The organism is Novosphingobium sp. MMS21-SN21R (genome assembly GCF_031846015.1).
Classification (GTDB): domain Bacteria; phylum Pseudomonadota; class Alphaproteobacteria; order Sphingomonadales; family Sphingomonadaceae; genus Novosphingobium.
In genome coordinates, this window is record NZ_JAVRDU010000001.1 from 2,067,903 (window position 1) to 2,085,037 (window position 17,135).

Here is a 17,135-nt window from a genome sequence, read left to right on the forward strand (position 1 = left end):
GCAGCGCATGGTCGCCACTACTCCCGTCGAGATCCTGCGCTTCCTCGCTGCACGCAGCGCAGAAGGTGTGGAATGCACTGTCGTCACGCTCGTCGGAATCGAGGGCGGGTCGTCGCGCGCAATAGGCGCACAGATGGCTGTTGCCACCGATGGCCGCCGGATCGGATCGTTTTCCGGTGGCTGCATCGAGGAGGCCGTCGCCACCGAAGCGCTGGAAACGCTGGAGGAAGGCTGGGGCCGCGTCGTCCGCTATGGCATCGGCTCGCCGTACATCGACATTCGTCTGCCCTGTGGTGGCGGGATCGATTTGCTGTTCACGCCCAAGCCAGATTCGCAGGCCATCGCATCGGCACTCGCCGCACTTGATGCCCGCACTCCTGCCGCACTGTTGATCGGTTGCGACACGGTTGCGGAATCGCAGGATTCAGCTGCGAGCGCCTGGAATGGCACGGCCTTGACCCTGGTCTACCAGCCCGCCCTGCAAGTCCATGCGTTCGGACAAGGCGAGGATCTGTCTGCCTTTGCACGCCTTGCCGCTGCCTTTGGCGCACAAGTCCATGCTCTCACGCCGGACCAGCCAACCTGCACGTTGCTTGAGCAATACGGCATATCCTGCACGCACTTGTCGACACGAAATGCCCTTCCCGTCATCGCCAGCGACCCGTGGAGCGCGGTACTGTTCCTGTTCCATGGCCGCGACTGGGAGGAACACCTTCTACCGCAAGCGCTTGGCCTCCCCGGCTTCTACCACGGTGCAATCGGCAGCAGGCGAACCCACACCGCACGATTGGCAGCACTTGAAGCCGCAGGCGTACCCCTTGCACGGATCAAGGCATTGCGCGGGCACATTGGCCTGATCCCGGCCACGCGCGACCCGGCGACCCTTGCACTTTCCATCCTTGGCGAGATTGTCGCGGACTATAATGCCCTCGCGCACTGGACGTATTGGACCGGCGAAGCATTGACGACGAAAAATTCCGCATGACGGCCCTGCTTCTGCTCGCTGCAGGCCGGGGCACGCGCTTCGGAGGCGACAAGCTGGCAGCGCCCCTTGACGGTAGATCCCTCGCCCAGCACGCCGCAAACAACCTGGCAGCCTTGCCGTTCACCCGGCGGATCGCAGTGTGTTCGGTCCAAACGCCCGCCTTGCCCGGCTTCGAGCGCGTCCTGCTTGATCCTTCAGGCGCGCCCCTCTCCCGCTCGATCAGCCTTGGCATCGCCGCGTTGAAAGGCGAACAAGCGGTTCTGATCGCTCTGGCTGACATGCCGCTCGTTCCGCCATCCCACTTTGCAGCGCTAATCGCCCACTTCCGTGGCGACCGAACGGGCACGCGCGTCGGCAATCTGATCATGGTTCCGGCCATCTTTGGCGCTGCGCATTTTCAGGCGCTGACCGCGCTTTCCGGCGACAAGGGCGCTGGTGCCATGTTGCGCGACGCCCCGGCAGTGGAGCTCGAACCGTCGCTCGCGCTCGATGTCGACACGCCAGAGGACCTGCACCGTGCCTCGGCTTTGCTTCAGGGTCGGTAAGCGCGCTCCACATGGCCTTCGAGGTCGCTTTGGTAGAAGTAGACCGGTCTCAGCCTACCAGACGCGTAGAATTCGGCCTGATCGTTGAAATGGGGGGAATTTTCGCGGCCACTGGCGCCCCCAGAAGAAACCGCAATCGCCTTTACGCGCGGGCCGAATTCGGCAACAGCCACGAAACTGTTGCCACTGGTTCCATACCACCGCTTCGTGCCCGGATATTGCCGCGCACCGAACGAGGCAAGTGAACCCCAGCGAGCCGAAGCGAATACGACCGGCAGGCTCGGTTTGGCGTCGCTAAATGGCTGAACGATATCAGCCGTAGTGCGCTGGTAGCGGTTGACCTCGCCCCATGGAACGCGCCAGCTGCCCCAGTCCTTGTCCATCCGGGCCAAGGCGCTGCGCAACGCCTGCATGCGGGCGTCGGGCGAGGTCTTGCGCATCTCGTCAAACACATTGGCGTGGCTCGGCATCGCAGCGCGAACGGCCACCTCAAGTTCATCGCCCCAGTAGTTCGCAAGGCTCATCGCCTCGGAACTGGCAGACCAGCGACGGTCCCAGCCCTTTAGCAGCGCGACCGGCCCTGCCAGCACATCACCTGAAGGCGGAACAGGAAGGCCCGGAATCAGGTCCTCGAATAGGGGCAAGTGCGGATCGTAAGCCAAGGCGTGGAGTGATTCGACAGTCAGGCCTTTCGTCTTGCCCAGCAGTTCGGTTGCGTGGTCTCCACGGGGATTAGCCCCTACCCGGTCGAAAGTTACCGCGTAGTCCTGAGGCTTCAGCGTCCCCACACCCGCCGCACGCCACGGCGCATCGTTGGAGTTGTAAATCCACCCTGACGCTGGATTAACAACCTTGGGTGTTTCGGCGAGCGTGTAAAGCCCGTTCCAGTCCGCTGCCGGATCGCTGCCTTCGACCGGCTCACGATAGTCGAAGCGCGCGTCCCTGCGCGGGGCAAACTGCGGCATCAGCAGCGCGATATTGCCATCTGCGTCGGCATAAAGGGTGTTGTTGGAAGAGTTAGCGTTCAGCGCAGCCGTCTTGAGATATTCAGCTTGCGAAGTCGCTTTCGTTCGCAACCACGATTGGCTCAGCGCCGCAATCGGGCGGTGCATCAGCGAAACAGTCACCCAGTTTGCGCGTCCGCCCTCGCCGCGCACAACCGGACCGTGATGCGAGGCGTAAGTCGTGAACGTGCGGCTGCCGAGCGTCCCGTCTGGCTTGCGGAAGTGCAAGACGACGTTGCGTTCGGCAAACGGCTTGTGCGCAGTTCCCTTTTTGTAGAACCACTTCTCACCCCTTCGCGAAACCGTCTCCACAAACTCGTCGACATTGTCCGCGCCGCTAGTGGTGTGCATCCAGCCCAGCCGTTCGTTGAAGCCCTGATAAATGAAGAACTGGCCCCAAGTGGACGCGCCGTAGGCGTGAAGTCCCTCCCCGCTTTCCATCCCAAGCTCGGACCGGAAAAACAGCGACGTGTGAGGATTGATCAGCAACATGGCATGGCCATCCGCAGCAAGCTTAGGCGCAATCGCAATGCCGTTTGACCCTCGCGGCTCCCGGTCGCGCCGATCGTCGGCAGCCAGGGCCAGCGCACTAGGCTCGCCGCCATAGAATGCGGCAAGCGGCTTCAACGCGACCTTTTCGATGTCTCCGCCGATGGAACCTTCGGTAAACGATAGGGCCATCCACGGTTCGAACCGCTTGAGCACGCGCGGGTTTTCACCAGGATGCTTGGCCAGGTAATGGTTGAGGCCGCCGGCCCAAGCGTCCATGAGCTTGCGCAGCCATGCAGGCGACGCCGCGTAATCGCGCTTCAGAGCCTCCGGATCGATCCACAAGCGCTGGCGCAAATCCTGCCACAGCGCGTCTTCGCCTTCCGCTTCCGCCGTGCGCCCCAAGGCCATGAGCAGATTTGCCTCTACGCGCGGAAAATCATCCTCTGCCTGCGCATAAATTGCGCCGAATACGGCGTCGGCATCGGTCTTGCCTCGTATATGAGCGATGCCCCAATCGTCGCGCGTGATCGTGACATCGGGCGCGGTTGCGGCCAGAGCAGGACAGGCTCCCGTCGTCAGGACGCAAACCATTAGACTGCGGGAAAGAAGCCAGTTTGTCATGGAGCGATGCTTAGCCCCTTTCCCGCAGCAAGGCGAAAGGATTGAGAGAGCGGGTCCCCTCGCCTTGATGCCGTTTCGCCCGAACTCAATCGAGCGGAATTCCATTCTCGGTAAAGAAGTCGATGACCTCGCCGAGCTGATCTTGAAAATCACGCCAACTTCCTGAGCCATGCGAATCTACCGAAGCATCCGCGTGGGGCGCAGCCGTGGTGGCTGTCTCCAGGCAGGCGTCATCCCAAGACAAGCCGCAGTGCGTGAGCATCCGCCGAATCTGTGCCTCCTGATCGGTGACCAGAAGATCATAGATGACTTCATGGATGCGCCCGGGAAATCGCTGGCGCCAAAACGCCATGATGCGCTGGTACATCAACACGTAGCGTGCCGTGTCCATGATGTCGGTTGACCAGCGGTATTTGGCTGCGTCTGCCGGGACGATGTTTTTAAAATTGTTCCAGACGCTGTCCATCGTCCCGCGCCTGAGGTTGACGATGGTCGCATTGGGCAATGCGGCGACGATCCAGCCTAGATAGAGGAAATTCAGCGGGAAACTGTCGGTAACCCTCTTCCCTTTTGGGGCTGCGACTTGAGCGGCGCAGTTGATATACTCTTCGCCAATCAGCCTTGCTGATCGACCAGCCACCGCCTCGACCGTATCGGCGCCAAGCAATTCGAGCGAGCCGGTCCCCGAGGCCTGCTTGATCGCCAGTGGCAGGGCTTGGAAGGCGCCGCCCGAATGTACCCCCGAATGCGACGACAGAATGCGCTCGACCTGCGAAATGCCCGTGTTCGGCAATCCCAATACGAAAATCGGTGCTTCGCCGATGTTGCTATCCGGTATCAGTGGCAAACTGCGGGCAAAGGCCGAGCGCAAGGCTTCGAACGAGCGCTCATCGGCGGCTAGATCATAAGGAAACTGCTGACGCTGCACGGCATTGCGTCTTGAAAGATGGGAGAATTCTTCGACAAACTTTCCCATACGTCCGGATGCCAGTCCTTCACCTTGCACAGATCTCGCGGCGCCATGATCTTGGGCCTCACGAACACGCTACCTGCGCGGCAGAACATCGTTGCTACGCCAATTGACGCATCGCAGCACAGGACCTGCCGGAACGAGACGTTCGTGCCTTGGTTTATCGCTCGAAGTTGCATGCAACGGCGCGCGCCACCGGCTCGCCAGAACTCGAACCCAAGGATTGTCGGTCGTGATGGACCACTTCTTCACTGCAATCGCCAACAAGGTGTCCGCGATGGCGGGCCGCCCCGCAACGTTCATGGCGGCTTTGGCCATCATCGTCGGCTGGGGATTGAGCGGCCCGCTGTTCCAATGGAGCGATACCTGGCAACTCGTGGTCAACACCGGAACCACGATCATCACGTTCCTGATGGTGTTCCTTATCCAGAACAGCCAGAATCGCGACGCTGCCGCCATGCAGGCCAAGCTGGACGAACTGCTGCGGGCGGTCGACAAGGCGCGTGAAGGCTTCGTCGGCATCGAGCATCTGACCGATGACGAAATCTGCCGGTTGCGGACCGCACTCGAAAAGGAAGTGGGCGGATTGACCGACAAGCAAGCAACCGCCGACGACAGCGTGGAAGCTCTGTTAAGACGGACCTGACGTCAGGCAGCCAGGAGTGAAGCGATGTACCGGATCGAAACCGACAGCTTGGGCGATGTCCACGTTCCTGCTCAGGCATACTGGGGTGCACAAACCCAGCGCAGCATCGAGAACTTCCCGTTCGGGCCTTCCGAGGCGATGCCACTGGGCATCATCCGGGCAATCGCGTTGATCAAGCGCGCCGCAGCGCGCGTCAATTGTCGTCATGGCCTGCCCGACCACATCGCCGAAGCCATAGACCAAGCCGCCACGGAAATTGCTGACGGCGGGCTGGGTGATCAGTTCCCGCTGGTGATCTGGCAGACCGGCAGCGGCACCCAGACCAACATGAACGTCAATGAAGTCATCGCAGGGCGCGCCAACGAATTGCTGACGGGCACGCGGGGCGGGAAAAGCCCCGTCCACCCCAACGATCATGTAAACATGGGGCAGTCGTCCAACGATACGTTCCCGACCGCCCTACATATCGCCGCAGTAGAAGGCCTCAACCGCGACCTGCTTCCCGCTCTCGGGCGGTTGCGCGCCGCTTTGGCGGGGGCTGCACTGGCTTGGGCAAATATCGTCAAGATCGGGCGCACGCATTTGCAGGACGCGACGCCGCTGACCCTCGGCCAAGAGTTCTCGGGCTATGCTCAGCAATTGGAGGACGCAACCGAACGCCTGAAACAGGCCGAAAGTCACTTGCTGCGGCTCGCCCAAGGCGGGACTGCGGTCGGCACCGGCCTCAACGCGCCTCCGGGGTTTGCTGATGACATCGCCAGCGAGATCGCCTCACTCACCGGACGCCCGTTCATCACCGCGCCCAACAAGTTCGAAGCACTCGGCTCCAACGACGCGCTGGTCCAGCTTTCCGGCACATTGAGCACGTTGGCTGTCGCGCTGACCAAGATCGCCAATGACATCCGGCTGCTAGGCTCTGGCCCACGGTCCGGAATTGGCGAGCTTGACCTTCCGGCCAACGAGCCAGGCAGTTCGATCATGCCGGGCAAAGTGAACCCGACCCAGGCCGAGATGCTCACGATGGTTGCAGCGCAAGTGATCGGCAACCATCAGGCGGTGACGATCGGCGGGTTGCAGGGCCATCTTGAACTCAACGTGTTCAAGCCGATGATCGGCGCCGCCATCTTGCGCTCGGTGCATTTGCTTTCGGTCGGCATGACGAGCTTCGCGATCCGCTGCGTGGAAGGTATCGAACCGAACCGCAAGCGCATTGCCGATCTCGTCGAACGGTCTCTGATGCTAGTCACCGCTCTGGCGCCTGAAATCGGCTACGACAATGCTGCGAAGATTGCCAAACATGCGCATGAGCACGACATCACCTTGCGCGAAGCAGCCATGGCTCTGGGCCTGGTCGACAACGCGACCTTCGACCGTCTGGTCCGACCGCAGGACATGGTCTAGCCCATTGCCAAGCGCCTTATATGTGATCGATCGCTACCAGATTCTGTTCTCACCACCCACAAACGCTGCACAGTTGCCCAGAATAACCCCCGACCACTTGATCCGATAAGTAGTCATACTTAGCACCATTATGGCTGAAAAACCGCGCAATACCGTAATTCCTGCCATCTTTAGGCCAATTGTTAACCAGATGACACAACCTCGCGTTTGGGATGGCAGCTGCATTGTACGAACATTGCAATGGAGTTCGTACTATGAAGTTTTCAACGGCAATCCTTTTGGCAACAGTCGCCGGCTCTGCCGGGATGGCCGGTGCGGTTTCGGCAACCGAAGCTGTTTCGACCATCAATATTCGCGGAACCGTCCCCGTCGTCTGCCGCGTGAGCGTCGAGAGCGGCGCCAGCGCGACGTTGTCGGCAAACCAGATCCAAGGCACCCTTCGTGAATTCTGCAACAGTGGCGCAGGCTACCGTGTCCTCGCCAGCTACTCGCCGCAACTCGCATCGGGCAAGCTGATCGTCGACGGCCGAGTTTTCAATCTTGATGGTTCAGGCGAAATCGTGATCAGTGACAGTTCGCACGCAGCGATCTCGGCACGCGAAATCGTGATCGACAGCAATGGCAAGAAGGGCGGTTCGATCCGCTTTCGCATCGAACCGCGCTGACGATCAAAGGGCGATATTGCCGCAGTCGACCGGTGCGGCGGTTCCCGCTGCAAGTGGTGATATCGTTACGACCAGGAACTCCGAGTAGTTCGGCGATACGGCTTTGGATGTCCCGCCATCGATCAGAGTTCCCTGAAGCGGCAGGCGATCCTCGACCACATCGCCCACACCGGCACGGGCGCAAGTCTGCGTAATAGGTGTCGCCGCCGTAGCTGAGCGCGTCTGGCCAAGGAATTTCAGCGAATAGCGGATGCGCTGGAGCGGGTCGGTCGTCGCCGAGGCATTTGGCGTCAGCGTATAAGGGTTGGCATCGGCAGAATCGACAGCCAGTGAAACCTGATAAGGCCCCGAGCTTTGCACGCGGACGTAGTTTGACGTCGAGGTCTTGACCGTGGGCGCCTGAACCGCAGTCACTTGGGCGAGTTCGCCAAAGTCGAGTGCCGTGCCCACGAAGCCCGCGCGCAGAGCGCTCAAGATATTGATCGGCATGCGGATTGCGTTCGGCAGGTTGCCGCTTTGCTGCGTGCCTTGTCCACCGCCGGTTGTGCTGCAACCGAAATAGGCGTCGAATGGCAATTCGGTTGCGGCTGTCGCATTAAGGTTCCTCGGCAAAGTAACCGTAAAAGTTACGACTGCGGTATCAGACGCACCATTGTTGCCGGTAAATGCTACCTTGAGAAAACGGGCGGTGGCACTCGGACTGAGCGACGTTGGACTGACCGTCGGCACAGCCTCGTTGTAATCGTAGAAGATATCCAGCCCCAAACCGGTCACCTGTCCTGCGACTGCGGCCGAGTTCGCCCCGACCGAAGTGCCGACAGAATCTGCGTCCCGACCCTTGATGTAGAAGTTGACGATGTCAGTCTTCTCGCCGCCATTGCCGTTAATTCGCGTGAGCGTCAGTGTTACACTGGTTGTGAACCCTGTCGTCTCGAACGGGTCATATGTGGCCACCGTAGCCACGGCTGATCCGGTGATGCCACAAGTTGCAGCGCTGGCTGCCCGCGCGCCAAACACCGCACCCAAGGCCAGAAGCCCAAGGGCAACACGAGCACTCTTAAGACCGCGCAACATGGCTATTGGCCCTCTTTCGCCTTGATTTCACCAAGCTGGACGATGCCCTTCGCGTCCGCTGGAATATCGATAATGAAACTCGACCGGGCAGCATCCAGCATTTCAATTTTCCACTTGCCGGGCGCCAAGCCTGTCGCGCCGAATCGGCCGATGCGATTGGTGAAGACAGTCAGCGCCGGGCGTTCGGGATGCGCGAGTTGGGTTGCCGTGCCGCTGACCAGTGAAACCGGCTCACCATCAACATCGCGCATCAGGCCAAGCGCGGTGACGTTGTAGTCGGAGCCGACCGTCACGACATAACCGCTGCGATAGCGGGGGAACACACGGAACGAGCCTTGCCCGATATCCGTGCCCGCGGGTGCGTCCTTCACGTCGAGTGGCACTGTCCGTTCGGAGTAGGACGGAAGGCTAGGCATCGTTGCCGCGCCAAGCATTCCGGTGTTGGCCGCATTGCCGAAGGTTGACGCATCGACGATTACATCAGCCTTGCCGAGGCTCTTGTGCGGCTTGACGATGGCGAAACTGTCGTAGATCGGACGCCCGAGCGAGACCGCCCCGTCGGCCAGCGCCAGCGAAGTGCCAAGCCGGAAGGTGCTGCGCTGGTTCACACTATCGCCAAAGCCGCGCGTATACGTACCGAAATGGCTGAAGCCCAGCTCCCCGCGATTGGCGAAGTAATTGGCGTTAACGCTGACGCCTGCGCCATTGTCCGACCGTTCCACATCGGCGCTGACGTTATAGCTGCCGATGCCGCTACCGCTGAGCGTCTGGTACGATGAGCGCGCGCGATTGTCGCGCGTGTCGAATTCCGACCGGACGGTGGAGTAACGACCGAGCCGCACGATCAGCGAGACGAAACCACTGACGTCCTTGCCCAGAGAATCCTGCTGAAAGCGGGTTTCGGCATTGAGTGTTGCGCGGTCAGATATGCGCCAGCCTGCACTGATCCGGTAGTTGTGCACATCGCGCCGGCCGTTGCGTCCCTTCGAGAAGCGCGCATCGACGCCGCCATAAAGACTGGTCGTGAAGGAATGCGTGTATCCCCCGCCGATTTCGTAACGATAGGGGTTGTCCGGAAGGAAGAAATTGACTGGCGCAAACCGGCGGCTCCGGCGCTCGACAAACAGGTTGAACGTGTCGCCAAGCCCGCTTGGACGCTGGATCAATCGCTGGAAAGTCGCATTGAAAGCATGACCGGAGCCAACACCATCCACCTTGCTGAACGAGACGTTGGCGCCAAGCGTGCCGATCGGCGTGCCGAATACTGCCTCCATCCCGCCCATTCGGCTGCGCTCATCCGCCTGGAAGTTCGCGCCCAGCGTGATCGCATCGGTCAGACCGCGGCGGTAGTAACCTGATGCAATCCAGTCGTTTGAATAGACCGGGCCACTCAGCCCCAAAGGCGCCTTGACCCCAGCGTAAAGGCCAAATTCGCTAAGCCCTTTGCCCAACTGGGTCTGATCGACGAAGATGTTGAACCGAACGACTTCTGTCCGCCCAGCATCGTCCAGAATATTGAGCCGGATGTCATTTGCGCCCTGCGTGAACGGAAAGTCGCGCAAGTTGTAGTTGCCGGGAGCAAGTTGCAAACGGCGAACTTGCTGCCCATTGACAACCACCTCGACCGTAGATGCTCGGTCAAGGCGGAATGCGCGATCGCCGCGCGGGCGTACGATCTGTTGCGGGTTGAGTACGCTGTACGACCGGAACAGCGAAACACCCGCAATGTCGGGCGCGGACTGAAACCCCCGGGCCTGCGTTTCCAGATCTCCCGCTGAAATCCGCACGAGGTTTTTCGTGTCGTCATAAACAAGTCGGCTGCCAAGACGCTGGAAATCGGTGCCGAAGCCACCTGGCTGCCAGACAGCATCGCTTTCCGCGACAACCGGGCCCAACCGCATCGCGCCATCGAGCAGCATCACAGGCGATTGAAGGCCGGTGTTCACACCATCTTCAATCAGGTCGAGCGATCCGCGCATATTGATGTATGCGCTGAAATCCGCAGGTTTGGCCAAGTCACCGACCTGCGTACGGTCTAGCGCAGAAACCGAGAAGCTTCGCGACGCCCGGCGCTCGGTCGGGATCTGAAACTGTAGTTCCAGAGTTCGCGGATCATATTCGACCCGCATACCGGCAGGCGCGAAATCCTCAGGACCTATTTGCGCTTTGCCGCCAAATGCTGTTCGCAGGTTTTCGAGTACATCCGGATTGAGGATCGGCGAGAGAACCTGAATTGCCCGTTGTGCCGGGAACGTCAGGTGATCGTCGGCATCGATCTGCAACGGAATGTCGCCAAGGAAGCTTCCGCCGTCCTTGGCGGGAACGGTCAGCACTACGGCGCGGCCCGTAGGGTTCAGCTTCTGCGCGCGGAACGCAGGCGCAGGAAGCTGGCCCGATCCTTCGGCGGCTGTGGCCAGTGCCAGCGCCGCCCCTTCGATGCCGCCGATCTCCGCTTCCGCAGCTTGCGCGCATTCGAACGAAGCTCTTCCCATGATCAGCACGCTGGCGCCAAGCGCCCATGCCCGTTTTGCCCAGGCCTTCATGGGATCATCCCTCCGGACTGATGCTGGCCTCGACCTTGCCGTCGGCAAGTGGCAATTCGACCGGCACCGTGACCTTGCGCGTCTGGTTTCCGCCAATCAGGCCGAAGCCCATGGTCTGCTGTATTTCCGGCCCGGACATCGTGCGGCGGAATTGCTCCTTGCCACTTGCGTCACGTTCGAGCAGCCGCAGCTTGTTGGCGCTCAGGTAGCCATGTGCGGAAGAGCCGTTCGCAACCGTCAACACTGCAACGGGCTTCCCTTGCGCATCCTTGCCGACCTCTGCCGACCGGACCTCGAGTTGCGGCTTCATCCCCGCAGGCGCGACACTCGCGAGGACCTGGAAGTTGTAGAGAATCTGGATCGCAGACTGCCCCTCAGGCAGTTTGACCGGAAGCTGCGCGACGGTGATGTAGTAATGCTTGCTGGTCGCCAACGCAGGATCACCGACATATTGCACGCGGAAAGACTGCGTCTGGCCCGGCTCGATCAGGGCTTGTGGCGGGAAAACCAGAAGATCGCCTGGATCCTTGCCCGTGGGCGACACGCCAATTTCAGTCAGCGTCAGTTCCTGTACGGTCAATTCTACCGGCAACGGATTGGCAAAAGTGTTCTCTACCGTGACCACCTGCGACATGTCGCGGCCCGACGTCTTGAGGTCGATCACCACTGGCTGCACCGTCATCGCCATCACGGACGTAGTCGGCATCGCCAGCAGGATCGTTGCTGCAACGAAGCAATTTCGAAGCGTCTTCACAGGCAGGCTCCTGATACGTGCGGTCATGGATCAGTCCGCCGGCTGCAATTGGATCACGATGGAATCGTCGTATTGGCCGGCGATGAGCGGCGTTCCACCTGCGGATGTTGCAACCCGCAAAGCGATCTCGCCGGTTGCGCCATTGGCTACGGACACCGCCAGCGGGCCAAGATTGCTGGCCTGTTCGCGCTGGGCGTCGGCCCAACCAAGACGCAGTGAATAGGTGAGAAACTCGGAGAAGCCGGTGCCTTGAGCGCCCGTCGCACCGATACGTTGCAGCCCCCCCCGCCCTGACAATGCAGATACACGGTGCGAGGAATTACATGTGGCGGGAACGGCAATCTCTACGCTGGTTGCACGCGCCAACGCCGTGTCAGGATCGACCAGCCGCGTAATCGTAACCTGGCCGCCAGCACTACCATTTGGCTGAAAGGTCGCATTCGCGGCGGAAATCATCCTCGGTGTGCGAACCACGCAAGCAGACGGAGCGGTGGCACTCAGTTCAAGACTCTGCGACGCCCGTGAGACGTCCTGCGCAAGCGCCAACTGCGACGGGCCGCTGACAAAAGCAGTCGTCATCACGGAAAAAGTGAACAAGCACCGCATCAGCGTGGCTCCAGAAAGATGCGAAGCGTATCGCCGTAGACGCCTGCCAAGACCGGCGCGTTGCTGCCGTTGTTCGAGGCCCCCGCAGCAATCGCCAGACGCAGAGTCACTGTGCCGGCGGCTGCCTGATCGAGCGAGATGCGCTGTTCGCGGCTGCTTCGCACAAGTGCGTCGGTTTGCAGCAGACCCGACCGGTCAGACCAGGTTACACGCGCATCGTAGGGCAATGCTGTCGCAAAACCGGGCGCATCGACCGCAATCCTGCCGTCCGTCGGCCAGAGTCCGTTGTTTTCGGACTCGATCCTGATCTGGTGCGGATAATTGCACACAGCGCTGAAAGTCAGCGTGGCACTGGCACCGCGCGCAGCAAGGCTCTGTTGATCGACAAGCTGGGTGATTTGGAGCGTGTCACCGGTAACCCCGTTGAAATTGACGAGTTGTCCTGCCTGAAGATCTCCTTCCGTAATCGTGCAGACCTGCGGAGTGGAACCGGTCACCGGCAGTGCGCGGGAGGCAAGAGCCACTTGCCCGCACGCCGCCGAACTCAGTGTCATCGTCGCAGCTGCCATAGCGGTAGATGCAATACAGGCGTAGCGGGCCATGGCTCAGCTCTCCGGCGTCAGCGTGACAGTCACCGTGCCGAGGTACGATGTGTCCGCCACCAACCGCAGCGCGCTTCCGCCCGTGGTGGCAAAGCTGCCAATACCGACCGTTATCGGCCCGCTGAAGGCAGTCTCCCGCGTTTGCGAAGCGGCAGAATTTGCAGCGGCCGATGTGCCGAAGACCGCAGGATTTGTGGTCCATCCCGACGCTGTTGCGACATAATCAACGCTGCGCGAGAATCCGGCTGGCGCTGCTGCAGTGAAAGTTTGCGCCACGATCGGCGTTGCAGCGACTGCAATGGTGCTTCGCGATGAGCAGAAACTACCGTTCAGGATTTGCGCTGGGGCGGCAAGATCGTTGCGCATAAACCCCGTGGCAGTGTCCACCAGAACACCCAGATCGAACACTCCCCCCGCCTCAGATACCGAACCGCCGACGCAGATCGATGGGACCGTGCCGATCACGGAAAACTCGCTGGTGTCGGTTGCGGACTGCGCCAGCGCCACCGAAGGCAGCAAGGCAATCGCAACGAATAGGGGCAGGATATGGCGTTTCATCTCAGCTTACTCCGAAATCGAGACAGGGCCGAGCGTCACAGTCACCAGGCCGGTGTAATTCCCAGCCAGCAAGAGTGCGTTTCCGGGCACGGTATAGCCGGCCAGTTGTACGTCTATGTCTGCCAGCTTGGGATCGGGCTGCGTTCCGCCGAAAGTCGTGGATTCGGGATCGCTGCCGTCTGATGCCGCAGCAGTCGTCACTACAGCATCTCCCGACGCCCAGCCCGATGCTGTTGCGGTGTAATTCACAGCCTTTGCAAAGCCCGCTGGCGGCGTCCCGCCACTATCGCCGACGAGCGCGCCCGCCGTCACCGAGACAACCGACCCTGCAAAATTGCAGAAGCTGTTGGGCAATGTGACCGTGCGCGCCGAAATCGCAGCGACGCGCCCGACATTGGCCCCCGATGTCTGCGCCATTTGGCCGAGATCAACGACTGGCTGCGACGGTTCACCCAGTATGCACAGTCGTGCAACCGATCCATTGACCGCAACTTGCGCGCTGTCACTGTCCGAAGTCGCTTCAGCCGCCATCGAAGCGACTGGGGCAACGAGCAGTGGAAATGCCGCCAGAGCGCCGAAATACTTGAACGTCTTCATGCTAACTCTCCGGATATGACAGTCGCGCAAGTCCATGGTCAGAAGTTGGGCGCGAGGGTCACGAGCACCTGGCCTGCATAGTCACCGGCGACGAGCAGCTTGCCCCCGGCCGATGCGCTGGCGAGAGTCACGACCACGTCGCCTGCGAACATACCGACATCTTCTTCTGCGCCGACGGCGGTATCAGTGGTCGTGTCGCTTGCGGTTGCGCCGTTGGCGGCTGCCGAAGCAGTAAAGTCGACCCGATTGGTGAATGACGCACTGGTGGTGGCCGCAGAATTGACCAAGGCCAAAGCTTCGACTTTCATCGTTGCTGCGGCATGGTTGCACCAACCGCTCAACGTGGCGGACTGGTTATCGACCTTTGCGGTGTCCAGGCGCCCGGCAGTGCCGTCAGTCCCGCCCAGCGCTAGCTCACCAAGGCTGATCGTTTCGTTGGGCACGGTGAAGAGGCAGCGCCCCTCCACCGAACCATTGACATCGACCGTTCCAGTAGCCGATTGCGCGGACGCGATTGCCGGGAGCCCAGCAACAGCGATCACCGCTGCAGCAAAAACCTTGATCATCCGACTTTACTCCTCATTGACGGATCAGGCAGACGGCGAAACGTTGACGGTGATCGTCGAGGTGTAGTCACCTGCGACGAGGAGGTTCGTCGAAGCACCCTTGGTGGCGAACCCGTAGGCACGCACGGTCACATTGTTGCCGCTGGCCGCAAGACGGCCCACTGCCTTCGAAGCACCGGCGTTCGATGCCGAAGCGGTCGCAAAGGTGACCTTGTCGGTCGTTCCCGCAGCAAGGGCGACTTCCATTTCAGCAGTATAGTTGATTTCGTTCGCATAGCCGGTCGCTGGAGCGGTGCCGCGCGTGCCGTTGGCAAGTGTTTCAGCGGCGACATCAACGTTGACCGATGCAGCTGTGCAAACGACGCGCGTTGCAAACGGCGTGCCACCCGAAGCAGCGCTGCTGGTGCCTTCGAGTCCAGCCTTGAGCGTGCCATCATCTTCGTCCAGCTGGCCAAGGCCGATCGTGCCGGTGAAGGTCTGCGCCGCAGCACCACCCGCAGCGACGACCGAGCAGCGACCTTGGACATTGCCCGTCACGTTGACGGTGCCGGTCACGCTTTGCGCTGCGGCCGGAGTAGCCGCCGCTACAATCATAGAAGCAGCGGAGAGCAACAGGATCTTCTTCATTGTCTTTTCCTTTCAAGTCATCCGCCGGACATCCCCGATTTGGCGGGCCGGCATTCCAAAGTGCGTGCAATATCTCCGCACGCGTTCGAGCAGCCGCTAGATCGCGGCAGAAACAGTCACCGTCAGCGTGTCAGAATATGTTCCCTGGACCAGCACGCCCGGCCCGACGTAAGCGCTGGCGCTGACTTCCAGGTACGAACCCGTCAGATTCCGTGAGCTTGGCGCAATGCGCAGTCCCTGTGCTTGCGTGGCGGGTCCGATAAAAGTACATGGCGCCGCCGCGCTCAGCTTGAGGTTGGCAACATCGCACTGCGCATTGGCATTGGCCCCATTTTCACCGGCGAGATTGAGCCGAACCGAATAAGGCGCAATGCCAAGATACCCTGCTTCGGTTGGCTGTGCGCCTGTCCGCAGGCCGCCATTTGCCGAGGTAATCCCGACACGGGCCGCGCCATTGCAGTCCAGCACGAATGGAAACTGGTTCGACCATCCCGCCTGATCGAGCTGCCCAGCGTCGAAACTGCCCGACGGCGCGCCGTTCAAAGCGAACGTGCAACGTCCGCCTACTGATGCGATGACGGGTATCGAGAACTGCCGGCTTCCGCCAACATAGGCGGTCGGTCCTGCAATCGTCGATTGCGCCATTGCCACCGCAGGAGCGAAGCCAATGGCGCTCAGCATTATGCAGCAAATCAGCCGACGAAACGACATGGACACACCCCTTCGACCAAAAGTCGGTCGACCGGATGCTAAGCAAAAGCCTCCTCCTTCACGCAGCAAGCATGCTGCGCGCCGTGGACAAGTCATGTGCAGAATAGTGGAATCTTATCTTTCCATATTCGGCGCTTTAACTTCGGTACAGATAAGGTCTCAGCAGAGCATCACAGATTATTAACACGTTGGTAACCTTGTAACGCATTGCTGAACCGGGGCGTGACTCGTGATAAGTTGAAAATGGATGAATTCAGGCAGGGATAGGTCGGTTTTGGTGAATTAATTACAGTGGTTAATTCCTGCTTTTGCTACACCGGAATGGCGGCTTCCGACCCGGCCTTAACCATCTAAAGCCGCACGGAACAAGACAATCGGAAATGCTGCCCCGCTCTGCAAACGCAAAAATTGATGGCTCGGAATTTTGCGATTGTGGAAGAAGTTTAACAGAAATGGTTAATGGTGATGCACCGATTTAGTGATGCAGCGTCGCCAATTCAGCTCCGTCGCGGCCGTCGCCAAGGCCGAGTCGCGCAATTGATTCAGGTCGCGAATGACAAGCAATCAGGGCCATATTTGCCCTTCTCCCTCATGGATTGGTCGACCGTCGTACCGGGTAACCCTGCATCTGCTTGATCCGGCGCAGCGAAAAACTTGACCGCATTGCTGAAACTCCCGGCAAGCGGGCGAGGCAATCGCGGTGTATCCGGTCATACTGTTCAAGATCACGAGCTGCCACGCGTAACAGGTAATCAGCCGTTCCGGACATCAGGTGGCATTCGAGGATGTCGTCGAAATCGAGCACAGCCTGCTCGAACCGGTCCATCGCTTCGCGGCTTTGGCTGGTCAGCGTAATTTCGACGAACACTTCGACTGTCAGCCCAAGTTGGCGCGGGGCCAACCGTGCGCCATATCCAGCAATCACACCGGCCGCTTCAAGCGCCTTTATACGCCGGTGGCAGGCTGATGGTGATAGCGCAACTTTATCGGCAAGGTCGGCGATCGAAAGTGCCGAGTCGGCCTGAACCGCTTCCAGCAATGCGATATCAGCACGATCCACGATGATTTTTCCCGTACTCTATCGAATATCTGGGAAATATCACCATGAGATGCCGCGGCAAAGCACAAAATAGGCAAGAACCATCAGTCAGCGCGGGATACTCTTGCA

General features: G+C 60.3%; 18 protein-coding genes. 5 read left to right on the forward strand and 13 right to left on the reverse strand.

Annotated features, from left to right (window positions below):
• Positions 1-7 precede the first annotated feature (7 nt).
• Together RM192_RS09990 and RM192_RS09995 are read left to right on the forward strand one after the other, a co-directional pair.
• Complete coding sequence (locus RM192_RS09990; RefSeq protein WP_311507386.1) at positions 8-985, forward strand: XdhC family protein; 978 nt, start codon at positions 8-10, stop codon at positions 983-985.
• The gene (locus tag RM192_RS09995) at positions 982-1,530 is read left to right on the forward strand and encodes a nucleotidyltransferase family protein (RefSeq protein WP_311507387.1); all 549 of its coding nucleotides are present in this window, start codon (positions 982-984) and stop codon (positions 1,528-1,530) included. Before RM192_RS09990 ends, RM192_RS09995 begins: the two co-directional genes overlap by 4 nt.
• Here RM192_RS09995 and RM192_RS10000 read toward each other — a convergent pair.
• Both RM192_RS10000 and RM192_RS10005 read right to left on the reverse strand, forming a co-directional pair.
• Complete coding sequence (locus RM192_RS10000; RefSeq protein ID WP_311507388.1) at positions 1,518-3,617, reverse strand: penicillin acylase family protein; 2,100 nt, start codon at positions 3,615-3,617, stop codon at positions 1,518-1,520. The two genes, RM192_RS09995 and RM192_RS10000, sit on opposite strands and share 13 nt — an antisense overlap.
• A gap of 115 nt (positions 3,618-3,732) precedes the next feature.
• On the reverse strand, positions 3,733-4,623 hold the full coding sequence (locus tag RM192_RS10005) for a sulfotransferase (protein WP_311507389.1): 891 nt from the start codon (positions 4,621-4,623) through the stop codon (positions 3,733-3,735).
• A gap of 229 nt (positions 4,624-4,852) precedes the next feature.
• Between RM192_RS10005 and RM192_RS10010 the strand changes: the two genes are divergently transcribed.
• From RM192_RS10010 to RM192_RS10020, 3 genes are all read left to right on the forward strand, one after another.
• Positions 4,853-5,263 carry a low affinity iron permease family protein gene (locus tag RM192_RS10010; protein WP_311507390.1) on the forward strand — a complete coding sequence of 137 codons (411 nt, stop codon included), beginning with the start codon at positions 4,853-4,855 and terminating at the stop codon, positions 5,261-5,263.
• Between the two features lie 24 nt (positions 5,264-5,287).
• Positions 5,288-6,664: a class II fumarate hydratase gene (gene fumC, locus RM192_RS10015; protein ID WP_311507391.1), complete on the forward strand. Its 1,377-nt coding sequence runs from the start codon at positions 5,288-5,290 to the stop codon at positions 6,662-6,664.
• 254 nt (positions 6,665-6,918) lie between these two features.
• On the forward strand, positions 6,919-7,329 hold the full coding sequence (locus RM192_RS10020) for a hypothetical protein (RefSeq protein ID WP_311507392.1): 411 nt from the start codon (positions 6,919-6,921) through the stop codon (positions 7,327-7,329).
• A gap of 3 nt (positions 7,330-7,332) precedes the next feature.
• Here RM192_RS10020 and RM192_RS10025 read toward each other — a convergent pair whose 3' ends face one another.
• From RM192_RS10025 to RM192_RS10075, 11 genes are all read right to left on the reverse strand, one after another.
• Positions 7,333-8,403: a hypothetical protein gene (locus tag RM192_RS10025; RefSeq protein WP_311507393.1), complete on the reverse strand. Its 1,071-nt coding sequence runs from the start codon at positions 8,401-8,403 to the stop codon at positions 7,333-7,335.
• 2 nt (positions 8,404-8,405) lie between these two features.
• A complete protein-coding gene (locus RM192_RS10030) occupies positions 8,406-10,946 on the reverse strand; it encodes a fimbria/pilus outer membrane usher protein (RefSeq protein WP_311507394.1) in 2,541 nt (846 codons plus the stop codon).
• Positions 10,947-10,950: 4 nt separating this feature from the next.
• Positions 10,951-11,700 (reverse strand): fimbria/pilus periplasmic chaperone, encoded by a 750-nt coding sequence (locus tag RM192_RS10035; protein ID WP_311507395.1) that lies wholly within the window; start codon positions 11,698-11,700, stop codon positions 10,951-10,953.
• Between the two features lie 30 nt (positions 11,701-11,730).
• Complete coding sequence (locus tag RM192_RS10040) at positions 11,731-12,279, reverse strand: hypothetical protein (RefSeq protein ID WP_311507396.1); 549 nt, start codon at positions 12,277-12,279, stop codon at positions 11,731-11,733.
• 26 nt (positions 12,280-12,305) lie between these two features.
• Positions 12,306-12,860, reverse strand: a complete 555-nt coding sequence (locus RM192_RS10045) for a hypothetical protein (protein WP_311507397.1) — start codon at positions 12,858-12,860, stop codon at positions 12,306-12,308.
• 51 nt (positions 12,861-12,911) lie between these two features.
• Positions 12,912-13,466: a hypothetical protein gene (locus RM192_RS10050; protein ID WP_311507399.1), complete on the reverse strand. Its 555-nt coding sequence runs from the start codon at positions 13,464-13,466 to the stop codon at positions 12,912-12,914.
• 6 nt (positions 13,467-13,472) lie between these two features.
• Entirely contained in the window at positions 13,473-14,063 is a 591-nt protein-coding gene (locus RM192_RS10055) for a hypothetical protein (RefSeq protein ID WP_311507400.1), read from the reverse strand.
• A gap of 38 nt (positions 14,064-14,101) precedes the next feature.
• Positions 14,102-14,629: a hypothetical protein gene (locus RM192_RS10060; protein ID WP_311507401.1), complete on the reverse strand. Its 528-nt coding sequence runs from the start codon at positions 14,627-14,629 to the stop codon at positions 14,102-14,104.
• Positions 14,630-14,653: 24 nt separating this feature from the next.
• Positions 14,654-15,256: a hypothetical protein gene (locus tag RM192_RS10065; protein ID WP_311507402.1), complete on the reverse strand. Its 603-nt coding sequence runs from the start codon at positions 15,254-15,256 to the stop codon at positions 14,654-14,656.
• Positions 15,257-15,352: 96 nt separating this feature from the next.
• Positions 15,353-15,937: a hypothetical protein gene (locus RM192_RS10070; protein WP_311507403.1), complete on the reverse strand. Its 585-nt coding sequence runs from the start codon at positions 15,935-15,937 to the stop codon at positions 15,353-15,355.
• A 619-nt stretch (positions 15,938-16,556) separates the two neighbouring features.
• On the reverse strand, positions 16,557-17,027 hold the full coding sequence (locus RM192_RS10075; protein ID WP_311507404.1) for an Lrp/AsnC family transcriptional regulator: 471 nt from the start codon (positions 17,025-17,027) through the stop codon (positions 16,557-16,559).
• Positions 17,028-17,135: the final 108 nt, after the last annotated feature.

Excerpts from the sequence above, each read along its gene's own strand:
- RM192_RS10055 (WP_311507400.1), bottom strand. The coding sequence starts at position 14,063 with ATGAAGACGTTCAAGTATTTCGGCGCTCTGGCGGCATTTCCACTGCTC.
- RM192_RS10065 (WP_311507402.1), bottom strand. The coding sequence starts at position 15,256 with ATGAAGAAGATCCTGTTGCTCTCCGCTGCTTCTATGATTGTAGCGGCG.
- RM192_RS10070 (WP_311507403.1), bottom strand. The coding sequence starts at position 15,937 with ATGCTGAGCGCCATTGGCTTCGCTCCTGCGGTGGCAATGGCGCAATCG.
- RM192_RS10000 (WP_311507388.1), bottom strand. The coding sequence starts at position 3,617 with ATGGTTTGCGTCCTGACGACGGGAGCCTGTCCTGCTCTGGCCGCAACC.
- RM192_RS10060 (WP_311507401.1), bottom strand. The coding sequence starts at position 14,629 with ATGATCAAGGTTTTTGCTGCAGCGGTGATCGCTGTTGCTGGGCTCCCG.
- RM192_RS10040 (WP_311507396.1), bottom strand. The coding sequence starts at position 12,279 with ATGACGACTGCTTTTGTCAGCGGCCCGTCGCAGTTGGCGCTTGCGCAG.
- RM192_RS10050 (WP_311507399.1), bottom strand. The coding sequence starts at position 13,466 with ATGAAACGCCATATCCTGCCCCTATTCGTTGCGATTGCCTTGCTGCCT.
- RM192_RS09990 (WP_311507386.1), top strand. The coding sequence starts at position 8 with ATGGTCGCCACTACTCCCGTCGAGATCCTGCGCTTCCTCGCTGCACGC.
- RM192_RS10025 (WP_311507393.1), bottom strand. The coding sequence starts at position 8,403 with ATGTTGCGCGGTCTTAAGAGTGCTCGTGTTGCCCTTGGGCTTCTGGCC.
- RM192_RS10045 (WP_311507397.1), bottom strand. The coding sequence starts at position 12,860 with ATGACACTGAGTTCGGCGGCGTGCGGGCAAGTGGCTCTTGCCTCCCGC.
- RM192_RS10020 (WP_311507392.1), top strand. The coding sequence starts at position 6,919 with ATGAAGTTTTCAACGGCAATCCTTTTGGCAACAGTCGCCGGCTCTGCC.
- RM192_RS10010 (WP_311507390.1), top strand. The coding sequence starts at position 4,853 with ATGGACCACTTCTTCACTGCAATCGCCAACAAGGTGTCCGCGATGGCG.
- fumC (WP_311507391.1), top strand. The coding sequence starts at position 5,288 with ATGTACCGGATCGAAACCGACAGCTTGGGCGATGTCCACGTTCCTGCT.
- RM192_RS10005 (WP_311507389.1), bottom strand. The coding sequence starts at position 4,623 with ATGGGAAAGTTTGTCGAAGAATTCTCCCATCTTTCAAGACGCAATGCC.
- RM192_RS10030 (WP_311507394.1), bottom strand. The coding sequence starts at position 10,946 with ATGAAGGCCTGGGCAAAACGGGCATGGGCGCTTGGCGCCAGCGTGCTG.
- RM192_RS09995 (WP_311507387.1), top strand. The coding sequence starts at position 982 with ATGACGGCCCTGCTTCTGCTCGCTGCAGGCCGGGGCACGCGCTTCGGA.